This is a genomic window from Planktosalinus sp., from assembly GCF_059864935.1.
Genome location: NZ_JCBCCK010000053.1, coordinates 1 through 22,916, shown reverse-complemented (window position 1 = coordinate 22,916; position 22,916 = coordinate 1). Strand labels below are relative to the sequence as shown.

The following is a 22,916-nucleotide window of genomic DNA, read 5'->3' as shown; positions in this document are numbered from 1 at the left end:
CAATTTTTGTGCTGAAGCAGTGGCAACAAAGCCAATTAGTACAGCAAAAAGTAGTTTTAATTTCATCTGTTTTTGTTATTTAATTAGTTAGGTTTCTTTAGATTTCAAATATTACATTTTTTATTGAATTTTATAAAAATTAATTTCTATTTATTTTTTTGTTTTGATATGTAGTAATATTTGACATTATACTAAATTAAATTAACCACATTCCACACACCCAAAACCTTTACTACCTAAAATTTTTTACCCAAAACATTTCTTTACCTTTGCGGAAAACAAAAAAATAATGAGTCAGGAAATAAGAAATTTAGAACCCAAAGCCCTTTGGAACAAATTCGCCGATTTAAATGCCGTGCCGCGTGCCTCCAAAAAAGAAGAGCGTGTCATTGCCTTTATGAAACAGTTTGGCGAAAACCTGGGCCTTGAAACCCTAATAGACAAGGTAGGCAACGTCATTATCAGAAAACCCGCAAGTGTGGGTATGGAAGACCGCAAAGCTATTGTGATGCAGTCACACCTGGATATGGTCCACCAAAAAAACAACGACACTAATTTTGATTTTGATACCCAAGGTATCGAGATGTATGTGGACGGCGACTGGGTGCGCGCTCGCGGAACAACACTTGGAGCCGATAACGGTCTGGGAGTAGCCACCATTATGGCAATTTTGGAAAGCAAGGAAATCAAACATCCTGCACTGGAAGCCCTCTTTACCATTGACGAAGAAACCGGAATGACCGGTGCAATGGGATTGGAAGGCGGGTTGCTAAATGGTGAAATCCTTCTCAACCTTGATACAGAAGAAGATGACGAAATTGGCATCGGTTGTGCTGGTGGGATTGATGTGACGGCCACGAGAAATTACAAATTAGTTTCCCCGGCGGAAAACAGCACCCCATTTCATATCACAGTAACAGGACTGCAAGGTGGCCACAGCGGTATGGACATCCACAAAGGCTTTGGCAATGCCAATAAACTGATGAACCGCTTGCTCTTTAAAGCCACTGAGGAATTTGACGCACAAATAGCATTCATCGACGGAGGAAGCCTCCGCAATGCAATCCCAAGGGAGAGCAATGCTGTGGTTGTCGTTTCAAACACCCATAAAGAAGCCTTTTTGGCTGAAATGCAACTCTTATCACAAGACATTAAAACCGAATTCAAAACCTTTGAACCGGGACTAAAGCTTGAAATCAAAGAAGCGGCGATGCCAGAAAAAGTAATGGACACCGATGCACAGGAATTGCTTGTAAAATCACTTTATGCAGCACATAACGGTGTATTCAGAATGAGTCCGGCGATATCTGATTTGGTGGAAACTTCAAACAATGTGGCGAGAGTATTGGTCAAGGATGGAAGCATCCACATTGGTTGCCTGACCCGCTCATCCGTGGAAAGTTCCAAAATGGATCTGGCCAACAGCCTGCGTTCTACGTTTGAATTGATGGGTTGTGAAGTGAAATTATCAGGAGATTATCCCGGCTGGGAACCCAATCCTGAGAGTGCTATTTTAAAAGTGCTTGACGATATTTATTATAAAATGAATGGTGAAAAAGCCAACGTAGCCGCCTGCCACGCCGGACTTGAATGTGGTATCCTGGGACAAAACTATCCCGGTATGGATATGATTTCCTTCGGCCCAACAATCAAAGGTGCCCATTCGCCGGACGAAAGAGCTAGTATTTCATCAGCTCAGAAATACTGGAAGTTTGTGTTGGAGATTTTGGAGAATATTCCGAAGAAGTAAATTTTAAAATTCCAAAATTCAAGCACCAAATTCCAAAGTCAAAATTGAGATAGTTTACTCTGCTTTTAACAGCGGAATCTGCGGGTAGAAATTCTCTCGCAGATTTCGCTGATTTTCGCAGAGGTCTAATCTTAACCAACTCTCACCACTAACAACTCATAAACTCACCAACAGTTTGCCTGCCATCCTGTCATAATCTTTCCGCTGGCACAATCATTGACTATTTGGAGTAGAAAATTTGCATAAACCATTAAATTTTAAATAGTAGTTATGAGTAAAATAATCGGAATCGACTTAGGTACAACCAACTCCTGCGTTGCTGTAATGGAAGGTAGTGAGCCAACGGTGATACCTAATGCCGAAGGAAAAAGAACCACACCCTCTGTGATCGCTTTTGTAGAAGGTGGTGAAATCAAAGTGGGTGACCCCGCCAAAAGACAGGCAGTAACTAACCCAACAAAAACCATCGCTTCCATCAAGCGTTTTATGGGTAATAAATATTCTGAATCTGCTAAGGAAGCAGAAAATGCTGCTTATAAAGTAGTCAAAGGAGAAAACGATACCGCCCGTGTGGATGTTGATGGGCGACTATACACCCCACAGGAGCTTTCGGCTATGATCCTTCAGAAAATGAAGAAAACCGCTGAAGACTACCTAGGGCAATCAGTTACAAGAGCTGTGATTACAGTTCCTGCTTATTTTAATGACGCACAGCGTCAGGCGACTAAAGAAGCCGGTGAGATTGCAGGACTGAAAGTAGAGCGCATTATCAATGAGCCCACAGCAGCAGCTTTGGCTTATGGATTGGACAAAAAAGGAAAAGACCAGAAAATAGTTGTATTTGACTTTGGTGGTGGAACACATGACGTTTCCATTCTTGAGTTGGGTGACGGTGTTTTTGAAGTACTTTCAACAGATGGTGATACCCATCTTGGGGGTGATGATGTAGATCAAAAAATCATCAACTGGCTGGCAGATGAGTTCAAGACCGAAGAGGATATGGACTTGAGAAAAGACCCTATGGCACTTCAGCGCTTAAAGGAAGCTGCAGAAAAAGCAAAAATTGAGTTGTCTTCATCAACACAAACTGAAATCAATTTACCTTATGTAACTGCTACTGCAAGCGGACCAAAACACTTGGTGCGCACACTGACCAGAGCTAAGTTTGAGCAGTTGATTGCAGACCTGGTAAAAAGAACGATTGCTCCTTGTGAAAAGGCTTTAAAAGCTGCCGGGATATCAAAGAGTGATATCGACGAAATTATATTGGTGGGAGGATCAACGCGAATCCCTGCCGTTCAGGAAGCAGTAGAAAAATTCTTCGGAAAAGCCCCCAGTAAAGGAGTGAATCCTGATGAGGTAGTTGCCGTTGGAGCAGCTATTCAAGGAGGAGTTTTAACAGGAGATGTAAAAGATGTGTTGCTTCTTGACGTAACTCCACTTTCATTAGGTATCGAAACTATGGGAGGGGTTCTGACAAAACTCATTGAAGCAAACACGACCATCCCAACTAAAAAGTCACAGGTATTCTCAACCGCGGCAGACAATCAGCCCAGTGTGGAGATTCACGTGTTGCAGGGAGAGCGTCCAATGGCTACAGATAACAAGACCATCGGTCGTTTTCACCTTGACGGAATTCCACCGGCAAGAAGAGGAACACCTCAAATTGAAGTGACCTTCGATATTGATGCCAATGGTATCATCAAGGTTAGTGCAACTGATAAAGCGACAAACAAATCTCAGGACATCAGGATTGAAGCTTCTTCAGGTTTAACCGAAGAAGAAATCAAAAAGATGAAAGCAGATGCTGAAGCCAATGCAGATGCAGATAAAGTTGCCAAAGAAAGGGTTGACAAACTCAACGAAGCAGATGCAATGATTTTCCAGACTGAAAGTCAGTTGAAGGAGTTTGGCGAAAAGCTTTCAGACGACAAGAAAAAGCCCATTGAAGATGCTTTGGCGGAATTAAAGACTGCTTATGATTCAAAGGACATCGCGTTAATTCAACCTGCTTTAGACAAAATCAACGAAGCCTGGAAAACAGCTTCTGAAGAAATGTACAAAGCACAAGCCGAGCAACAACAGCCCGGAGCTGGAGATGATGGAAGCAAAGCCTCTTCAAACGGTTCTGCTGAAAACAGCGATGTGGAAGACGTAGACTTCGAAGAAGTCAAGTAGCCTGCCCTGAGCAAAGCAGAAGGGTAGACTTCGAAGAAGTCAAGTAGTAAGTCTGAAGGAATAGACTTTAGAGAGTTGTGAACAATTTTCCATAAATTAAAAAAGGCGGTTCAATTTTGAACCGCCTTTTTTGACAATAATTAACAAATAATACTATTTAATTATCCTCATCGTCAATTACCAAGGTTGCAAATTCTGTGTTAACAGGAGTAATTTCATTAAAGTCAACATTAATTCCTTTTGCAGACAAAGCTGCTAATGATGTTTGTAAACTCTCTGAATTGAAGTTGTTGTTTGCAATAATTAACTCATTCAAATTGTTGAGTTTTGAAATTGCAAATGGAAAATCGCCAAAAAAGTGATTGTCAAACAAAACCAGTGTATTTAATTTGCTCAAATTCCCAATTTCAGAGGGCAGTGTTCCTGTTAGGTTGTTGCTGCTCAAAAGTAAATATTCAAGGTTTACGAGATTTTCTATTGAAACCGGAATGGTTCCGGAAATATTGTTGCTGTTTAAATCAAGAACTTTTAAGTTTTTTAGATTTCCAATCTCTTCGGGAAGTGTTCCTCCAATTTGATTAAAAAATAACTTAAGGGATTCAAGATTTTCTAAATTCCCAATCGTTGCAGGAATTTCACCTTGCAGGTTATTGAAACCTAGTTCAATTGCAACTACTTTGCCGTCTTTTATGGATACACCTTGCCAGGTGGATTCAGGTTTTTCCATATCCCAAGGAGTGAACCATTCGCTACCATTAGTGCTGTTAAAAAAGTCGATAAGTGCTTGCTTTTCGATTGTTGAAATTTGTGCAGTTGAAATGAGCACAAAGCAACATGCTAATAAGGAGGTTAAAGTTTTCATAAGCGGATAAATTTGGGTTCTATCACAAATCTTTAACGAAAGTACAAAATGTTCAAGCTAACATGCAAATATATTCGACTAAGTGCATAAATAATTAATCTTTTTCCTACTTTAAATTAGAAATAGTAAAGATTATCTCTTTATTTACACTGTGATTCCCATCAAATGAAATCACCTGAAGTCTCTCTCCGAAAAGGGTTTCAGCCATTTGGAGTTCAAAATTCATGCGATCTTCAGTAAGGTATTCATCTTTAGTTCCGTAAATGAGCACTACTTTGGTGTTTTTGTCCAAAAATGATAAATCTTCGGCAATTAACTCCTTCGGAATACCACCGGAATGTATAATAATGGTTTTGCAATCAATTTTTCGTGAAGCCAACCATCGCAATGCAACCGAAACTCCCTGTGAAAAACCAAAGAGTATAAGTTTGTTTTTGTTTTCAAGAAGACCTTCATTATGGCTTACAGCGTCAATATAGCTGAGTACATTTTTGGTTTCTTCAACAGTATTTTCTTTAGTTAACCAGGAAGCACCCACATAATTGAATTTTTTGCCCTGATAATATTTGGATGGTGCTTGTGGAGCAACGATGTAATTTTCATCGGGATTCAATGCCTCAAAATACTTTAAAAAATACCGGCTCAGATAACCCATTCCGTGAAATGAAAACCAGATATTTTTGGTTTTGTAGGTGAATTCATTCAGAGTTGAGTAGGAATTTGAAGCCGTATATGAGACCTTTTTTTCGCTTTGCATAGTAGTATTTTTTCGTAATTTTACAAAAGTAACCTATAGCTATGAGAAAAGAAAAAGAAGAAGTACTTAGGCAATGCAATGCCATGTGTAAAAACACATTGATGGAAACCCTGGAAATTGAGTTCATCGATTATGATGAAAATTCCTTAACAGCACGCATGCCTGTAACCTCAAAAGTGCACCAACCGGACGGAGTGTTGCACGGCGGCGCATCAGTTGCATTGGCCGAAAGTGTGGGAAGCGCAGGTGCTTTTTTATTTTTGAACACAGAAAATATTGCTGTTAGAGGCATTGAAATTTCTGCCAATCATGTTAAATCCGTCAAAGAAGGTTTTGTCGAAGCCATAGCCACAATTATTCACAAAGGCAGGACAACGCAACTGTGGCAAATCAAAATTTTAAATTCAGAAAAAGAATTAGTATCTTTAGTCAAGCTTACAACCATTACTATCCCCACCAAAAAATCTTAACCGTAATGAATAAAGAAAAACTATTTTCTGCTGTTCATAATCAGTATGACAGCGACTTACCTTTTGTACTGTACCGAAAACCCAACCAAGAAATTATCAGGGGAATTTTACAGAAGGATGATCATTTGTACATCACTTCAACTTTCAGGGAAAGTGGTTTTGTTTTTTCACCATTTGATACAGACTTAAATGCGATTCTTTTTCCATTAGAAAAAAGTAAAAAAGTATCAGGATTTTATGCACAATCTGATGTTGAAAATGTTGGTAAAAAGGATGTTTCAGAATTGACACCTGAAAATGAACTTCTTAAAAAGCTTCACATTCAACTGGTACAAAGAGGGGTAGACTCAATTCAAAACAATGAATTGAAAAAAGTTGTTTTGTCCAGAAAAGAAGAAGTAAAGATCAAAGAAATTTCAAACGGAGTTGCATTAATTAAGTTATTTGAGAGATTAATTAATAATTATCCCTCTGCTTTTGTTTATTGCTGGTATCACCCTTCTGTTGGGCTATGGCTTGGAGCCACTCCCGAAAGTCTCTTTTCACTTGAAAAGAAAACCTTCCGAACAATGGCACTAGCCGGAACACAAAAGTTTGATGAAGACACCAAAGTGATTTGGAGTGAAAAAGAAAAGGAAGAACAAATCCTGGTTACCGATTTTCTCGAAAGTGCCTTGGAAAAAATTGTCCCAATCCTAATGGTCTCAAAACCTGTTACTGTAAAAGCAGGAAATGTAATCCACCTCAAAACCGAAGTGGGCGGCACCATCAACACCCGTGTTTGTGACATCCCTTGTTTAATAAAAAGATTACATCCCACACCGGCAATTTGTGGCCTTCCCAAAGAAAAAGCAATGAACTTCATTAAAGAAAACGAAAATTATGACCGAGAGTTTTATACCGGATTTTTGGGTGAATTGAACTACAACGATGAAGCTTTTGAGAAAAAAGGAACCGGCAAAGAGGCTTTTGCCGATTTTTATGTCAATTTGCGCTGTATGAAAATAAATAAGGATATAGCCACAATTTTTGTTGGTGGAGGAGTTACCAAAGATTCATTGCCCGAAGACGAATGGAAGGAAACCGTTGACAAAACAAGCACCATGCTTCAAATTTTGTATTGATTTCTATACTAAAAGCAGAATTACTTCGGTAACTTTGCATCCCTATGAATTATCCTAAAATCCCACTTGCTCAAACAATAGTCGCGCTCTGCCAGGCCAAACAAATCAAACACATTGTTATTTGCCCCGGTTCAAGAAATGCACCATTGACAATTGGTTTTACTGAAAACGCTTTTTTTAAGGTTTACAGCATTGTTGATGAAAGGGCTGCAGCTTTTTTTGCACTGGGCATCGCTCAGCAAACCGGCCACCCGGCTGCAGTAATTTGTACTTCAGGTTCTGCGGTATTGAATTTTTATCCCGCTATAGCCGAAGCTTTTTACAGCGATATTCCACTTGTTGTCATTTCTGCTGACAGGCCACCACAGTTTATCGACATTGGTGATGGACAAACCATCCGTCAGGAGAATATATTTGAAAAACACATCATCTATTCAGCCAATCTGCAAATAGAGGACGAGCATCAAAAACAAAACGAAACTCTAGTCAATGTAGCTATCAATTCTGCCATTGAATTGAAAGGGCCCGTTCACATCAATGCACCTTTTGAAGAACCACTCTATCTGAAATCAAAAACGCCAACAGTTGACCCCCAAAATGTTCCGGTGAATACAAAGAGCAATTCATTTGCTGATAATCTGGAAGAACTTACTGACATCTGGAACAATGCAAAGCGAAAGCTAATCCTGGTAGGCGTTCAACAACCTAATTCCATCAGCCAAAATACTATCAACCAGCTTGCTTCAGATTCCAGTGTTTTGGTATTGACCGAAACTACCTCAAATCTGCATCACAACAATTTTATTTGCTCCATCGATCAGCTTATAGCGCCAATGAGCGCTAATGAATTTAAAGAACTGCAACCGGATGTTTTGCTCACTTTTGGAGGTATGGTCATCTCAAAAAAAATCAAAGCCTTTTTAAGGGATTTTCCTGCGAAACACCACTGGCACGTAGATGAAAAAAAGGCATACGACACTTTTTTTTACCTATCTCACCACATTAAAACACAACCGGAACAATTTTTCAAGGCTTTTTTACCACTCACAAACAATGTGGAAAGTAACTATCAATCGCAATGGATTTCTGTAAAAAAGCAAAGGGCTGATAAACACGGGGAGTACATCCAAAGCATTCCGTTTTCCGACTTTAAGGCTTTTCACCATATTTTAAATTTTTTGCCACAAAACATCATCCTGCAATTGGGCAACAGTGCCATAGTGAGGTATGCGCAATTGTTTTCGCTGGACAAAACCTTAAAAGTGTTTTGCAACCGCGGAACTAGCGGTATTGACGGAAGCACTTCAACAGCAATTGGCGCTGCAGTTGCTGCAAATGAACAGGTGGTTTTTATAACGGGCGACTTGAGTTTCTTCTATGATGCCAACGGCCTTTGGAACAACTACATCCCGAAAAACTTCAAAATCATATTGATCAACAACAACGGTGGCGGAATTTTCAGGATCCTACCGGGTGAAAAAGACACTCAAAATTTTGATTTGTTTTTTGAAACCATTCACAGCCTTTCGGCGAAACAGCTCTGTGAAATGCATAACATCAATTACAGTTCAACTGATGATGAAAGCGAACTTCAAAACCTCTTGTTGCCTGAGTTTTTCAGTAACAACGAAAAACCGGCACTCATCGAAATCAAAACACCACGAACCATCAACGATAAAGTTCTGCTGGATTATTTTAAGTTTCTGAAATAGAGAAATCAACTCACGGCATTAATTTTCTTTAAATTACCTTTGCAAAAACATTAAAATGATAAAAATAGGGGAATACAACGATTTGGACATCATCAGGGAAGCACCACAAGGGATTTACCTTGGCGATGCCGAAGGCAACGAAGTCTTGTTGCCCAACAAATATGTTCCCGAAGAATTTAAAATCTGGGACACCCTCAATGTTTTTGTTTACCTCGATCACGAGGAACGTCCTGTTGCCACTACTTTAAAGCCTTACATTCATCTCAACGAATTTGCACATTTGCGTTGCATGGTAGTGAATGAGGTGGGTGCTTTTATGGATTGGGGTCTGGAAAAACAATTGTTTGTTCCGTTTAAAGAACAAGCCCGACCAATGAAAGAAGGCAACTGGTATATTGTCTATATGTATATGGACGAAAAAACAAACCGGCTTGTGGGTTCAAGCAAAACAAGAAAACACCTTTCAAATGAGAATGTAACTGTCAAAAAGTTTGATAAAGTAGACATTTTAGTAACCCATTTGACTGAAAAAGGCGCCAATGTCATTATCAATCAAAAACACGAAGGCTTGATTTACATTGAAAATATTTTTGAAGACATCCGCACCGGTGACCGTATGGAGGCCTACATTAAGAAAGTGCGCGATGACGGAAAAATCGATGTGGTTGTCCAACCGGAAGGTTACAAAAGTATCGAGCCCAATGCCGAATTTATCTATGAAGAACTCAAAGCCGCCGGCGGATTCCTTCCACTTCACGACAAATCAGACCCTGAAGAAATTAAAAATCAACTGGGGTTAAGCAAAAAATTATTCAAAAAAGCCATCGGGGCGCTCTACAAGGATAAGGTCATTGAGATAAAAGAGGACGGTATCGAACTTTTATAGATTTAATAACACAACTTCCTTTTACAAGCTGTTTTTATTTGTATTTTTGCACCTTTTTTCTGGGGGGTGTATAAACTATATTTTCTAATAAATCCAATCCAATCACTATGGGAGCTTATTCAAATTTCAAAGACAGTTCAAAAAAAATGTACAACAAAGTGAGGTACAAAAAGTACATCAACATTTTTGATTTTTCACAAAAAGTAGACTACAAAATCGAAATTTTAGCAGGTATAACCGTTGCTATGGCGTTGATCCCCGAAGCAGTTGCCTTTTCCTTAATTGCAGGTTTGTCACCACTTACCGGTTTATATGCAGCTTTTGTTGTAGGACTGGTTGCTTCCATTTTGGGAGGTAGACCGGGAATGATTTCAGGAGCCACAGGTGCAATCGCTGTGATTATTATCAGCCTTGCTCTTTCACACGGTCCTGAGTATATTTTTGCAACTGTAATTCTGGCGGGTATTATGCAAGCCATTGTAGGGGTCTTAAAGTTGGGAAAATTAATGAGGCTTGTGCCACATCCTGTAATTTTTGGATTTGTAAACGGTTTGGCCATCATTATTTTTATGTCACAATTCGACCAGTTTAAAGACGATGCAGGAAATTGGTTAACCGGTGGTACCCTTTATCTTTTAGTTGGATTGGTGATTTTAACAATGTTGATTATCTGGGGGCTACCTAAACTCACCAAAGCAGTACCGGCATCATTGGTCTCAATAATTGTAGTTTTTGCGGTTGTATTTTTCGCCGGTATTGATACCAAAACCGTAGGGGATATAGCCTCGATTAAAGGTGGTTTTCCTCCATTTAATATCCCGACTGTTCCTTTTACGCTTGAAACTTTAATGATTATTTTGCCCTATGCTTCTATTGTTGCAGGAGTGGGATTGATAGAAAGTTTATTGACCCTCAATATTATTGACGAAATCACAGAAACCCGCGGACAAAGTAATAAAGAGTGTGTTGCCCAGGGGGCTGCCAATATTGCCTCAGGTTTTTTCTCGGGGATGGGTGGTTATGCGATGCTTGGCCAAAGTTTGATTAATATCTCATCAGGCGCAAGGGCAAGACTTTCGGGTATCGTGGCTGCGGTGATGCTGCTGGTGTTTATTATGTTTGGCTCCGGTGTGATTGAATTGTTGCCCATGGCCGCATTGACCGGGCTTATGATTATGGTTGCTATCGGAACATTTGAATGGGCAAGCATTCGCACATTGAACAAAATGCCCAAATCAGATGTACTTGTGATGGTTTTGGTAACCCTAGTAACGGCTATTATTCACAATTTGGCATTAGCGGTACTTATAGGTGTGATCATCTCAGCACTGGTTTTTGCGTGGGACAATGCCAAGCGCATTCGTGCCAGAAAATATGTGGATGAAGATGGGGTAAAACATTACGAAATCTACGGGCCATTATTTTTTGGCTCAGTAACACTTTTTAATGAAAAGTTTGACGTTTTGGGTGACCCTGATGAGGTGGTAATCGATTTTTCTGAAAGTCGGGTAGTGGATATGTCTGCCATTGAGGCCTTAAATAAAATTACCGAGCGTTATCACAAACAAGGAAAGAAAATTCACTTAAGGCACTTAAGCGCTGACTGTAGAAAGCTTTTGAAAAATGCAGATGAAATCATTGAAGTAAACATTATGGAAGACCCCACTTACAAAGTTTTAGTTAATAAGGTTTAATACCACCTTCTCGTAAACAACCTAAAAAGCGTTTCGGGGGTGAGGGTTACGATAAACCTGATTTTCTGGTCGTAGTTGTCCATTCCGGGTTCCCAACCGTTGCTGGAATAAAGTGGAAAATACAATTCAAAATAATCTGCAACCAGATTGAGCCTTATCCCCGAATCAAAAAAGGCCTGGGTGCCGGTTTCGCGGTTGTTGACCAACCCCAAATCGCCATAAAGCAAAATCCACTTCCAGATGTTTGTACTTGTGTTTAACGTGGTCATCCATCTGTTTGCAAATTGCGTTTCCATTTTGGATTTAAAACCGCCTTCAGCGATAATCAACTGTTGGCTGAACAAGCCGGAGCTTTCAGAACGGCCATAATATTTATAATCAAACAGATAATCTGTTGGGCGGTCCAGGGCAAAACTAAAAAAGTCTGAGCCGGAACGGTCGGCATTACGTAGAAACGTTCCCGCAAAAAGCCTTAGATTCAATTGGCGGTTACTTAAAAATAGTTTTCGGTATTCTACTGTGGTGTATAGTTTTTGAAATTTGTTTGAATATTCATAATCAAATTTAATCCTGAAATGGTCAATCAAGTTGACATTTGAAAACACATACGACAGGTTCACCACATTGTAGTTGGGCTCCTGAGGAATGACCACATCCAGATCGATGTCACGGTTTACGTAAACATTCCGCAGGTTTAAAAACCCCCTTTTGTTGCTTCTTAGGTTTTTCTCCCTAAATGACAGGGTACTCCAGAAATTAAAGCGGTTGTAGAACAAATCGGTGTTGTATGAAAAGCGGTTGTAAGAAGTACCAAAATGTATAAAGCTCAGGTTTTGCTCCTGAAAATCGATGGAATATCTCAAACTTCCGCCACCCACCAGGGCGTTTGATGTAAAACCATATTGAGGGTCAAGTTTATACAAAAAGTTTTTGGACAATACGGTCTTGTTGTACAACCGTGATCCGACAGTAATGCCGTCATAAAGGTTGTATTCAAAAACGGGCATCACAAAAAGCTGGTGGTATCTGGGGTCTTCCACATCCTGAAGAATCCTTACCTGCACCGGTTTTTTGAACAAACCTGAAACTTTTCGATAATTGTTTCTTTTGTTGTATTCCGGGATGATTTGTTCGTAGTCTATGGCCATCCTGTCCACGCCATAGGCAGGCATAACAAAGGTTTTGGTGGAGTCAAAGCCTTCCATCCATTGGCTGTATATGATGTTGTCCTTTTTCATTCCGTAAAGCTGAAAGGGCATGTGGTTATCACTTAAGTTTTTTATGGTAACCATAAGGGAATCTTCTTGCTTTTTAATGTGTTTGATTTTATAATCCATTTTGCTGATTGAGCCCACATACTCATCAAAAAACCAATCGATATTTTTTTTAGTCTTTGACCTAAGAATGGTTTCAAAATCTTTTACTGTTGCAGGTTTTAGCAGGTAATTTTTGTAAAATTCCCGGATGCTTTCGGCAAGGATGTCGTTGCCCAGATAGTGGTCCAGATAGTTTAGACCCACACCACCCTTGTAGCCGGAGGCAATTTCGGCATTGAATTTAATAAGTGAGTCCCTTGGAGTGCTCAGTGGCTGGTCGAGGTTAAGACGGGCGGCATTGAGATAGACAAATGAATATTGGTCATTAAAATCTAGTTGAGCAGCATGAAACCATCGCAAACCCCAAACACGGCTGAGGTTGCCCACTATTTTCATGTCCGGATAAAAGCGGTCAGTATATTTCTTCATCAAGTAAATCTGAAGTGCTTCAAGCAACCAGTGCTCATCCCTTGGGTTGATGTGTAAGGTGTTCTTAATGTAAACCCCCGTAATGGTTTTTAACTGCTCAATGTCATACTGAAATCCGTCCGGAAAAGGCCTGATAAAATTGGGCAACTGGTTCAAACCATAAACCGGATTAGTTTTGTAATCTTCATCAGAAACCACCATTTTTTCGTGTGGATATGGACCCAGTTCTTCTTTGAGGTATTTTAAAATCCGGTCAATTTGAATGGCTTTTAATGGTGGGTAAAGTCCCTTATCGTCAATGCTTGTGTGCACTTCAATGTCATCGGTTATGATGATGTCAAAAGTAGGTAGCTGTTGCAGGTACAAAGTGGCAGCTTTACGCTGATTACCATGCAAAGTACTTTTTTTAAAACCGTGCTCCTCAGATTCTTCCAAAAGATTTAAGTCTGTTGTGAGGTGATAATCTTTTGGAACCTTAAAATGTATGGTGAATGTGGAAGGGGGCATGAAAAAATCGTCCAAATTTTTATGACTGTAGTGTTGCCATTCACCATCAAAAACTGCAGGAGCGATAAACCAGTACCTCAAATTGTAATCGCCATTCCTTAAATGTCCGTAACGAGTAAATTTAGAGTTGGGAAGCTTTACTTCATACACCAGATTGAATTCATAGCTTTTTCCGGGTGCTATGGGCTGTAGCGGAACGGCTTTTAGAATGTCCAACTCTTCTCCGTGTTCCCAGTGCAGGTCTTTATAGTCATTGTCAAAAATGGAATGAAATAAAGTCCTTCCGCGCCTGAAACTTCTTTCAAAATGAAAATTGCTCTGAAAATTTTCGGCAAAGCGTTTTGCCAGTGGTGTTGTTTTCCGTGTAAACGCATTGGCCCAGTCTAAAAAATAAATGGTGTCCAGCGAGGTTTCAGAAGTATTGGTATAAATTATTTTTTGCCGGACTTGAATGATGTGGTCTTCGGTGTTGAGTTCGGCTTCAACCCTGATGTCGTGCTGTGCCGTGAGTTCACTACACAACAACAAGGCCAGGACACTTAATGCGGATGTTATAAATTGTTTCAATTATTTTTTTATAAACTTATAGGTTTTGTTATTGGCCGTTGAAGTAAGGTAATATATTCCATTTGAAAACCCGGAAACGTCAATAGTATATCGGTCTTGATTTTGATTTGGAATGTGGTTTATTTTTTGACCCATCACATTAAAAATTTTAAATCCTGCTTCTTGTTGAATGCTTGGATGCACCTGAACAGTCAGGTAATTTCCTGTCATGTTTCCGTTGGGAAATGTGATGAGTTCGGGAATACTTACAGTTGGGGTGCTTAAAAACGTCCGGTCTGTTTGCAAATCCATAATCACCGGGAGATGGTCGCTCATCCAGTACAGGTTGTTCCTAAGGTCAAAATCAAATATACCATCACAATTGGGTGAGTCAATGCGATTGTTCAGGCAGTTTCCGTTATTGCCGAAGGCTTTGTAAGTATCGTCCACATACATGAGTTCGGGAGTGTTCAGCATATTTTCTGAAATCAATATAAAATCAAAGCGGTCATCCAATCCTGCACCGGCACCTCCTCCAAAACCTGCATTGCTCAGGCGGGTACTTTGGGTGTGCAGATAAGCAAAATTGGGGTTGTCCTGCCAGGCACCGGGAGCATCAAGCGGGTCAACAAATGTAATGGGATTGTTGGGATTCAACAATTCCTGATAGGCAGGCTCATTAGCGGTATATAGATTGAGGTCACCAGCAAAAATAACATAGGAATTAGGGTCTAAATTATTTAAAGTAGCCGTAAAGGCTTGCACCATTTGAAGTCTGATTTGCTGGTTTGCAGTTCCGGTGCTGGATTTTAAATGTGCTACATAAAGGTCAATGTACAGTGGATTGGTTTGGTGGTCATCGGTGAGCAGTTTCAGTTTATACCTGTTGATGTCTCTCACTGTATTTACAATTACATCTGTAGTTTCCAGGCTGAATTTGGATGACTTAAAATAAACCATTTGCTGCAATTCAGAATTACTGGACTGGTTGGGAAAAAATGGGGCTCTTTCATAAATAATACTGCTGTTGTTCAAGGCATTGTTGAGGATGTCATCAGCACCGAGCTCTGTTTCTACCTCACACACCATAAAAATATCCGGCTGGTATTCATCTAAAATATCTGAAAGTATTTGAGCACGGTTGGGTGTAGGTGCACTGGGGTAATTAAAAACATTATAAAACATTGTTTTTATGGTTTCCTGGGCAATGATGCCCTGAAAAACGAGCAGTAATAAAAGTGTAAAAACTAACCTTAGTGTCTTCATCTGTTTGATTAAAAATTCGGGCTTAAATTGTATTTGCCATAGAAAGCATCTAGTATTTCAAGGACTTCTTCTTCGGTATCCACTAAATAAATTAAATCTAAATCACCGGGGCTAATGTTTTGGTGTTCAATTTCAAGTGTTTTTTTTACCCATTCCAATAAACCTTTCCAGTACTCGGTTCCCACTAGTATAATGGGAAAGGTATCAATTTTTTTGGTTTGAATAAGTGTTAAAGCCTCAAAAAGTTCATCAAGTGTGCCGAATCCGCCGGGCATCACTACAAATCCTTGGGAATACTTAACAAACATTACTTTTCTTACGAAAAAATAATCAAAATCAAGGCTTTTATCGCTGTCAATATAGGGATTGTTGTGTTGTTCAAAAGGCAAATCTATATTTAAACCCACCGAGGTTCCTCCTGAAAGGTGTGCCCCTTTGTTTCCGGCTTCCATAATACCCGGGCCGCCTCCGGTGATAATGCCATAGCCACTTTCAGTAATTTTGCGCGCAATACTTTCAGCCAACTTATAGTATTGGTGTTCAGGTTTTGTGCGGGCCGAGCCAAAGATGGAGACACAAGGGCCAATGCGACTCATCCTTTCGTAACCGCTGACAAATTCTCCCATTATTTTGAAAATAGCCCAGGAGTCATTAGTCTTTACTTCATTCCATTCACGTGAGTGTTTATCTCTTCTCATAATTTTGATCTGTTTATAGAACAGTTTTATTTAGATTTATCCTAAAGTGTTTTTGCTAAAATAGTTCTTTTTTCAGGAATTTCGCCGTGTAGCTGGTTTTGTGTTTAGCAACTTCTTCAGGTGTTCCTGTAGCTAAAATTTCCCCACCCCCTTTACCACCTTCCATTCCAATGTCTATAATATAATCAACAGTTTTAATGACGTCCATGTTGTGTTCAATGATCACGACTGTGTTGCCCTTGTCAACTAGTTTGTTTAAAACAATGAGCAATACCCTGATGTCTTCAAAATGCAAACCGGTTGTGGGTTCGTCGAGAATGTAGAGGGTGTTTCCTGTGTCTCTTTTTGAGAGTTCAGTTGAAAGTTTGATGCGCTGTGCCTCACCTCCGGAAAGTGTAGTTGATTGCTGGCCTAAGCTAATATAACCCAACCCCACATCTTGTATGGTTTTAATTTTCCTGTATATTTTTGGAATGTGCTCAAAAAACGGAACAGCTTCATCGATGGTCATTTCAAGTACGTCATAGATGGATTTGCCTTTGTAGCGAATTTCAAGTGTTTCTCGGTTGAATCGTTTTCCTTGACAGGTTTCACATTCCACATAGACATCAGGCAGAAAGTTCATTTCGATGACTTTCAATCCGCCACCCTGGCAGGTTTCACAACGGCCGCCTTTTACGTTAAAGCTGAATCTGCCGGGTCTGTATCCACGAATCATCGCCTCGGGCATTTTGGCAAACAAATTCCTGATTTCTGAAAACATTCCCGTATAGGTAGCCGGGTTGGAGCGGGGTGTTCTTCCAATGGGTGACTGGTTGACATCAATCACCTTGTCGATGTGTTCCAGTCCGATGATTTTTTTATAGGGATGCGGTTTTTTTACCCCATTAAAAAAATGGGCATTTAAAATGGGGTAGAGGGTTTCATTGACCAATGTGGACTTTCCACTGCCTGAAACGCCTGTAATGCCCACCATTTTTCCCAAGGGAATTTCAAGATTGACATTTTTCAGGTTGTTTCCGGTGGCACCTGTGAGCTTTAAAGATTTTCCATTTCCCTCACGACGCTTTTCCGGGATTTCAATCTTTTTGGTATTGTTGAGGTAATCTGCCGTGAGGGTGTGGTGTTTTTTGATTTCCTTTGGGGTTCCCTGTGAAATAATTTCCCCACCAAATTTTCCTGCAGCCGGCCCAATGTCAATAATGTGGTCTGCACTCTCAATCATATCTTTATCGTGTTCCACCACAATAACTGAATTGCCCAAATCCCTGAGTTGGATGAGCGCATTGATCAGTCGTTTATTATCGCGTTGATGTAATCCGATACTAGGTTCATCGAGTATGTATAAAACCCCCACGAGCTGTGACCCGATTTGAGTTGCCAACCTGATGCGTTGCGCCTCTCCGCCGGAAAGTGACTTGGAGCTTCGCGAAAGCGAGAGGTAATTCAGTCCAACATCTGCCAAAAAACCAATGCGGGCGTTCACTTCTTTGAGGATTTCCTCGGAAATTAGAAGTTGTTTTTCCGAAAGGTGTTTTGGAAGTTCTCTGAACCATTTTTGGAGTTCATCAATGTCCATAGCCGAAAGTTCAGCAATGTTTTTTTTGTTGATTTTAAAAAACAGCGAATCCTTTTTCAAGCGTGTTCCTTCACATTCGGGACAGCTGATGTTGTCCATATATTCTTTGGCCCAGCGTTTTAAAGAAGTGGATTCGTTATTGTTGTAGGTGTTTTCAATAAAAGTGGCGATGCCTTCAAAATCAATTTTATAGCTTCGGGTGATTCCTAGGGTTTTGCTTTCTACTTCAAATTTTTCCTTTCCGCCAAATAAAATCATCTGCATGGCTTCTTCGGGAATGGAATGAAAAGGGTCACTCAATTTAAAATTAAAACGTTCGGCAATAAGTTCCAACTGTTTGAAAATCCAGTTGTTTTTTTGAGGCCCTTGAGGTGCAAGTGCTCCTTGTTTTAAAGAAAGTTTTTTGTCGGGAATAATTTTGTCAATATTCACCACGTGCAAATGGCCAAGTCCGTTGCAATGTGGGCACATCCCTTTGGGGGAATTGAATGAAAAGTTATTGGGTTCGGGCAGGGGATAAGAAATACCGGATTTGGGACACATCAATGCCCTACTGAAGTAGCGCACATCGCCGGTTTCATTGTCCATGAGCATTAACACATCATTGCCGTGATACATAGCTGTTTTGATGGCTTCGTTGAGTCGATTTTCATTTTCTTGTCCGGAAGTCAGGTGTAAGCGATCAATAACTGTTTCAATGTCGTGGGTTTTGTAGCGGTCCACCATCATTCCCTTAGTGATGTCCATTAACTCACCATCTACCCTGACTTTTAAAAATCCTTGTCTGGCAATTTGCTCAAAAAGCTCGCGATAATGTCCTTTTCTGGAACGCACCACCGGGGCCAGTACAATGATTTTTTTATTTTGATATTCATCCTTGATAAGCTCTCTGATTTGCTCATCAGAATAACTCACCATTTTTTCACCCGTGTTATAACTGTAAGCTTCGGCAGCACGGGCGTAAAGCAGCCTCAAAAAGTCATAAATTTCTGTGATTGTGCCGACAGTTGAACGGGGGCTTTTTGAGGTGGTTTTTTGTTCTATGGCAATCACAGGTGAAAGCCCGTCAATTTTATCCACATCAGGTCGTTCAAGTCCGCCTAAAAACTGCCTGGCATATGCTGAAAATGTTTCAATATAGCGACGCTGGCCTTCGGCATAAATGGTGTCAAAGGCAAGTGAGGATTTTCCACTGCCGGAAAGCCCTGTTATGACTACTAAATTTTCTCTTGGGATAGAAACATCAATGTTTTTGAGGTTGTGCACGCGCGCACCTAAAACATTGATAAAATCGTCATTTTTTGCCATAGCTGCAAAGATACTTAATTCATTGAAGAATTTACTATGACACAGGCTCTGTAATGTTAAATTCAGCTAAAATATTTGAACGCTTAGCTATCTATTTCTTTGGTCAAAAACTGATAGAAAGAAGAGGCAATATAAATAATTACACCAATTGAAACAGAAACCGAAATGACGGCAACCATTGGATCGAGTTGAAGTAAGTGATAGAACAGTGGTAATAAAACCCCAAAAACGACTAAAATGATAAACAATGAAAAAATATAGTTGACCATTTTGGGAAGTTTTTTAGCTGCAAAAGTTTGGAATTGATGTAGTTTGGGTATGACTTCTTTGTTCATATATTCCCCAAGTTTGGAAAGGAAAACCTCATTAAAAGAAGAATCTTCAAACGCCTCGCTATCAATCGACTGTGCCAACGTCATGATTTTATCCTGATGACGCTCATATACGGCTTCCAGATCAAGTGCATTTTTAAAAGTGGCAAATTTATAACCAAAATAATACCATAACCCGGAACCACATTTGTGCTCTAGCCATTTTTCCACAATGGCATTGTCGTAATGACGAGGGTATCTGATGTTTTCTGTAACAATTTTTTCTTTAGGTGAAGTAATTAACAAGGCTTTAAATTCCAGATACAGATTTTCAGTGTCCTGAAAAGGATGATTTTCCTGTAAGAATTCTATGGCCAGTTTGGAATACCCTTTATAAAATTCCTTGACTTCAAAATAGTTGAGGTTTGCATACTCTTCATCCAGATATTGTTTCAATCCCGGTAACCACATCTTTGATTTGTAGAGTAAATCGATGATGTTTCTGAAACTGTGCATTTTCTGTGTGATTTTATCCAAATCAGACATAATACTTATACGACTGTTCCTCAGGTTTATGACAATGGTTGCCAAATAAAACATTATACCTATTGCTAAAATTCCACTGGTGATTAATGTGATTTTTAAAGTTTGATTTAAGGTTTCAACAAATTCAAATGAAGAACCTAGTCTGTTCCACAACAAAAAGGATATGGCAAAAACAGCCAATACACTTAATATTAGTGGCAGAGAAGATAATAGTTCTTTTAAAAAAGATTTATTCCCCATTTATTTTTTTTAACCGAACAAATGGGAGCAGGATGCTTTTATTTTTGGATATTAAAACCACTCTTTTTAAGCAGGTCATTCTTACGCTTTTTTCAACACTCATTTATAAGGTATGAATAATTGAAAAAGTCCCGTAAAGACCTGTAAAAAACCCCCAATAGTTTTTTAGTTGATTGTTATTTCAAATAATATTATGCGTCAACAAGCCTGCTAATTTAGTAAAATTCTTACAATTAGTAGTAAAATACCTACAAATTTTATTTTTTACCGAAATTAAATTTAGAATCAATAAAGGTAAAGTGCATGAATTTCTTTAAGTTTTTTGATGGAAAAAGGTATCAAATCATTAAAAAAATCGGTGAATTCTTTTTCAAAATCGGTGTAGTAATCTTCAAGCTCAATCACGGCCAGATTCATTTTGGATCTGTTTTTAGTACGGAAGTTCATTTGGTAAAGTATCTTACTGATACCGGGTATTGTGGCATAACTCAACAGCCAATTGTCTGCTAGCATATAGGGAATCATCCTTTGGATGCGGGTTGGGAGGATTTCATGATACTCGCTTAACAGGTTGTAAAAGTTTTCTACAAATTCATCAAGTGGAACATCACTATAGACCACCCAATTTTTTGCAAGAAAATGGTCGTAAAGAATGTCAACAATAATTCCGCTGTAATGGCCGTATTTTTCGTGAAGCCTTTTGGTGCTTTTCCTCACGATGGGATGGGCATCGGTAAAAGTGTCAATTTCGCGGTGAAGCAAAATTCCTTTTTGAATGCCTTCAGGAAATATTTTATAGCTGCTTCCCCTGATGCCGTCTGCAATAAAGTTGCCGATGATGATATCTTTATCATCACCTGAAAGGTAAATATGGGCCAAAAAATTCATAGCACCAATTTACAAAATAGGTTGGAAGTTTTCCCGTTTTGGAATTGTATATTTGCTATAGGATTTTTGAGCCTTTCATCTAATGTCTAACATCTCAAGTCTAACGTCTAAAATCTAACATCTACAAATGACTTTAATCAAATCAATTTCGGGAATACGGGGAACAATAGGAGGTAAAGTGGGTGAAAATTTAACGCCCATTGATGTAGTGAAATTTGCATCGGCTTACGGCAGTTGGGTCAAACAGCAACGCAACAAAGAAAACTACCGCGTGGTCGTGGGTCGTGATGCCCGCATTTCAGGTGAAATGGTTCAAGAACTTGTAATGCAAACCTTAGTAGGATTGGGTATACACGTGATTGACCTTGGGCTTTCCACCACACCCACTGTTGAAATAGCCGTAACCGAAGAACATGCAGATGGCGGGATAATTTTAACCGCCAGCCACAATCCCAAACAATGGAATGCATTGAAATTGCTCAACAACAAAGGAGAGTTTTTAGACGATGTTGAAGGAAAAAAAATACTGGACATTGCTGAACGTGAGTTTTTTGTGTTTTCTGAAGTGGATGACCTAGGAGAAATTACAAAAAATGATGCTTATTTTGACATCCATATTGATATGGTTTTGGATTTACCTTTGGTAAATGCAGATGCAATAAAAAAAGCCGGTTTTAAAGTAGTTGTGGATGCTGTGAATTCAACCGGTGGTATTGCCATTCCATTGCTTTTGGACAGACTTGGAGTCCATACCGTAAAACTGTATTGTACACCCAATGGCGAGTTTCCTCACAATCCTGAACCTTTAAAAGAACATCTTGGTGAAATTTCAGAACTCGTTGTTAAAGAAAAAGCCGATTTGGGTATCGTGGTTGACCCCGATGTGGACCGTCTTGCACTGATTTCCGAAAATGGAGAAATGTTTGGAGAAGAATACACCCTTGTTGCCTGTGCAGATTATGTTTTGAGTAAAACTCCCGGCAACACGGTTTCCAATATGTCTTCCTCCAGGGCTTTGCGCGATGTGACTGAAAAACACGGAGGAAGTTATCAGGCAAGTGCCGTTGGCGAAGTGAATGTGGTACAGCTAATGAAAGATACCAATGCCATAATAGGCGGTGAAGGTAACGGTGGTATCATTTACCCGGAGTCACACTACGGACGTGATGCACTGGTGGGAGTTGCTTTGTTTTTAAGCTTATTGGCCGAAAGAAAAATTAAAGTAAGCGAATTGCGTGCTACTTACCCGGCATACTATATGAGCAAAAAGAAAATCGAACTCACCCCCGGGCTTGATGTGGATGGCCTGCTCATCAAAATGGAAAAACGTTATGCTACTGAAAATATCACAACTATTGATGGGGTGAAAATAGATTTCCCTACAAATTGGGTACACCTCAGAAAATCAAATACTGAACCTATTATCAGAATTTATACCGAAGCCAAAACACAGCAAGAAGCCGATGCATTGGCCGATCGATTTATTGAGGAAATTAAGGAAATGGTTTAGATATTAAAACGCTAAACTTCAAGCTTGAAACCAGAAACCAGAAACCAGAAACCAGAAACCAGAAACGAGAAACGAGAAACGAGAAACGAGAAACCCAAAACCCTTACCGCTTGTGTTTCCAACGCTTATGCGTCCAAAGATAATACTCAGGAGCATCAAGTATTTGTTGCTCCACACGTTCCACAAACATATCTGATATTTGATAATCAGGAACTGACCTGACATCATCTGAAAGTACTTCAAAGGTAGCTTGGTAAAACCCGCGTTTGACCTTTTTTACTTTTAAAAAAATGACGTTCATATCAAAACGTTTGGCAAGCATCTCGGCACCGGTATGGA

General features: G+C 39.6%; 17 protein-coding genes. 8 read left to right on the top strand and 9 right to left on the bottom strand.

Annotated elements, in window-relative coordinates:
• Nucleotides 1-289 precede the first annotated feature (289 nt).
• Nucleotides 290-1,750, top strand: a complete 1,461-nt coding sequence (locus AC6F75_RS02360) for a beta-Ala-His dipeptidase (RefSeq protein ID WP_500713319.1) — start codon at nt 290-292, stop codon at nt 1,748-1,750.
• Between the two features lie 270 nt (nt 1,751-2,020).
• Nucleotides 2,021-3,928, top strand: coding sequence for a molecular chaperone DnaK (dnaK, locus tag AC6F75_RS02355; RefSeq protein ID WP_500713318.1), 1,908 nt, complete (start codon nt 2,021-2,023; stop codon nt 3,926-3,928).
• A gap of 157 nt (nt 3,929-4,085) precedes the next feature.
• Here the strand turns inward: dnaK and AC6F75_RS02350 are convergent, their stop codons facing one another.
• Both AC6F75_RS02350 and AC6F75_RS02345 read right to left on the bottom strand, forming a co-directional pair.
• The gene (locus tag AC6F75_RS02350; RefSeq protein ID WP_500713317.1) at nt 4,086-4,790 is read right to left on the bottom strand and encodes a leucine-rich repeat domain-containing protein; all 705 of its coding nucleotides are present in this window, start codon (nt 4,788-4,790) and stop codon (nt 4,086-4,088) included.
• Nucleotides 4,791-4,896: 106 nt separating this feature from the next.
• Nucleotides 4,897-5,547, bottom strand: a complete 651-nt coding sequence (locus tag AC6F75_RS02345; protein WP_500713316.1) for an alpha/beta hydrolase — start codon at nt 5,545-5,547, stop codon at nt 4,897-4,899.
• Between the two features lie 41 nt (nt 5,548-5,588).
• Between AC6F75_RS02345 and AC6F75_RS02340 the strand changes: the two genes are divergently transcribed.
• From AC6F75_RS02340 to AC6F75_RS02320, 5 genes are all read left to right on the top strand, one after another.
• The gene (locus tag AC6F75_RS02340; protein WP_500713315.1) at nt 5,589-6,017 is read left to right on the top strand and encodes a hotdog fold thioesterase; all 429 of its coding nucleotides are present in this window, start codon (nt 5,589-5,591) and stop codon (nt 6,015-6,017) included.
• Between the two features lie 5 nt (nt 6,018-6,022).
• Entirely contained in the window at nt 6,023-7,141 is a 1,119-nt protein-coding gene (locus AC6F75_RS02335; RefSeq protein WP_500713313.1) for an isochorismate synthase, read from the top strand.
• A gap of 44 nt (nt 7,142-7,185) precedes the next feature.
• Complete coding sequence (gene menD, locus AC6F75_RS02330; RefSeq protein ID WP_500713312.1) at nt 7,186-8,853, top strand: 2-succinyl-5-enolpyruvyl-6-hydroxy-3-cyclohexene-1-carboxylic-acid synthase; 1,668 nt, start codon at nt 7,186-7,188, stop codon at nt 8,851-8,853.
• A gap of 55 nt (nt 8,854-8,908) precedes the next feature.
• A complete protein-coding gene (locus tag AC6F75_RS02325; RefSeq protein WP_500713311.1) occupies nt 8,909-9,739 on the top strand; it encodes a S1-like domain-containing RNA-binding protein in 831 nt (276 codons plus the stop codon).
• 107 nt (nt 9,740-9,846) lie between these two features.
• Nucleotides 9,847-11,433 (top strand): SulP family inorganic anion transporter, encoded by a 1,587-nt coding sequence (locus tag AC6F75_RS02320; RefSeq protein ID WP_500713310.1) that lies wholly within the window; start codon nt 9,847-9,849, stop codon nt 11,431-11,433.
• Here the strand turns inward: AC6F75_RS02320 and AC6F75_RS02315 are convergent.
• The 6 genes from AC6F75_RS02315 to AC6F75_RS02290 form a co-directional block, all read right to left on the bottom strand.
• Nucleotides 11,430-14,252, bottom strand: coding sequence for a gluzincin family metallopeptidase (locus tag AC6F75_RS02315; RefSeq protein WP_500713309.1), 2,823 nt, complete (start codon nt 14,250-14,252; stop codon nt 11,430-11,432). The two genes, AC6F75_RS02320 and AC6F75_RS02315, sit on opposite strands and share 4 nt — an antisense overlap.
• On the bottom strand, nt 14,253-15,497 hold the full coding sequence (locus AC6F75_RS02310; protein WP_500713308.1) for a T9SS type A sorting domain-containing protein: 1,245 nt from the start codon (nt 15,495-15,497) through the stop codon (nt 14,253-14,255).
• An 8-nt stretch (nt 15,498-15,505) separates the two neighbouring features.
• On the bottom strand, nt 15,506-16,195 hold the full coding sequence (locus tag AC6F75_RS02305; RefSeq protein WP_500713307.1) for a TIGR00730 family Rossman fold protein: 690 nt from the start codon (nt 16,193-16,195) through the stop codon (nt 15,506-15,508).
• A gap of 55 nt (nt 16,196-16,250) precedes the next feature.
• Nucleotides 16,251-19,082 (bottom strand): excinuclease ABC subunit UvrA, encoded by a 2,832-nt coding sequence (gene uvrA, locus AC6F75_RS02300; RefSeq protein WP_500713306.1) that lies wholly within the window; start codon nt 19,080-19,082, stop codon nt 16,251-16,253.
• A gap of 83 nt (nt 19,083-19,165) precedes the next feature.
• On the bottom strand, nt 19,166-20,179 hold the full coding sequence (locus AC6F75_RS02295; protein WP_500713305.1) for a hypothetical protein: 1,014 nt from the start codon (nt 20,177-20,179) through the stop codon (nt 19,166-19,168).
• A gap of 285 nt (nt 20,180-20,464) precedes the next feature.
• Nucleotides 20,465-21,067, bottom strand: coding sequence for an ACP phosphodiesterase (locus tag AC6F75_RS02290; RefSeq protein ID WP_500713304.1), 603 nt, complete (start codon nt 21,065-21,067; stop codon nt 20,465-20,467).
• A gap of 127 nt (nt 21,068-21,194) precedes the next feature.
• Between AC6F75_RS02290 and glmM the strand changes: the two genes are divergently transcribed.
• Complete coding sequence (glmM, locus tag AC6F75_RS02285) at nt 21,195-22,577, top strand: phosphoglucosamine mutase (protein ID WP_500713303.1); 1,383 nt, start codon at nt 21,195-21,197, stop codon at nt 22,575-22,577.
• A 103-nt stretch (nt 22,578-22,680) separates the two neighbouring features.
• Here the strand turns inward: glmM and AC6F75_RS02280 are convergent.
• On the bottom strand, nt 22,681-22,916 hold a 236-nt coding region (locus tag AC6F75_RS02280), incomplete at its 5' end, for an LpxL/LpxP family acyltransferase (RefSeq protein ID WP_500713302.1).

Excerpts from the sequence above, each read along its gene's own strand:
- AC6F75_RS02325 (WP_500713311.1), top strand. The coding sequence starts at position 8,909 with ATGATAAAAATAGGGGAATACAACGATTTGGACATCATCAGGGAAGCA.
- AC6F75_RS02290 (WP_500713304.1), bottom strand. The coding sequence starts at position 21,067 with ATGAATTTTTTGGCCCATATTTACCTTTCAGGTGATGATAAAGATATC.
- uvrA (WP_500713306.1), bottom strand. The coding sequence starts at position 19,082 with ATGGCAAAAAATGACGATTTTATCAATGTTTTAGGTGCGCGCGTGCAC.
- AC6F75_RS02340 (WP_500713315.1), top strand. The coding sequence starts at position 5,589 with ATGAGAAAAGAAAAAGAAGAAGTACTTAGGCAATGCAATGCCATGTGT.
- AC6F75_RS02310 (WP_500713308.1), bottom strand. The coding sequence starts at position 15,497 with ATGAAGACACTAAGGTTAGTTTTTACACTTTTATTACTGCTCGTTTTT.
- glmM (WP_500713303.1), top strand. The coding sequence starts at position 21,195 with ATGACTTTAATCAAATCAATTTCGGGAATACGGGGAACAATAGGAGGT.
- AC6F75_RS02345 (WP_500713316.1), bottom strand. The coding sequence starts at position 5,547 with ATGCAAAGCGAAAAAAAGGTCTCATATACGGCTTCAAATTCCTACTCA.
- menD (WP_500713312.1), top strand. The coding sequence starts at position 7,186 with ATGAATTATCCTAAAATCCCACTTGCTCAAACAATAGTCGCGCTCTGC.
- AC6F75_RS02295 (WP_500713305.1), bottom strand. The coding sequence starts at position 20,179 with ATGGGGAATAAATCTTTTTTAAAAGAACTATTATCTTCTCTGCCACTA.
- AC6F75_RS02360 (WP_500713319.1), top strand. The coding sequence starts at position 290 with ATGAGTCAGGAAATAAGAAATTTAGAACCCAAAGCCCTTTGGAACAAA.
- AC6F75_RS02350 (WP_500713317.1), bottom strand. The coding sequence starts at position 4,790 with ATGAAAACTTTAACCTCCTTATTAGCATGTTGCTTTGTGCTCATTTCA.
- AC6F75_RS02320 (WP_500713310.1), top strand. The coding sequence starts at position 9,847 with ATGGGAGCTTATTCAAATTTCAAAGACAGTTCAAAAAAAATGTACAAC.
- dnaK (WP_500713318.1), top strand. The coding sequence starts at position 2,021 with ATGAGTAAAATAATCGGAATCGACTTAGGTACAACCAACTCCTGCGTT.
- AC6F75_RS02335 (WP_500713313.1), top strand. The coding sequence starts at position 6,023 with ATGAATAAAGAAAAACTATTTTCTGCTGTTCATAATCAGTATGACAGC.
- AC6F75_RS02305 (WP_500713307.1), bottom strand. The coding sequence starts at position 16,195 with ATGAGAAGAGATAAACACTCACGTGAATGGAATGAAGTAAAGACTAAT.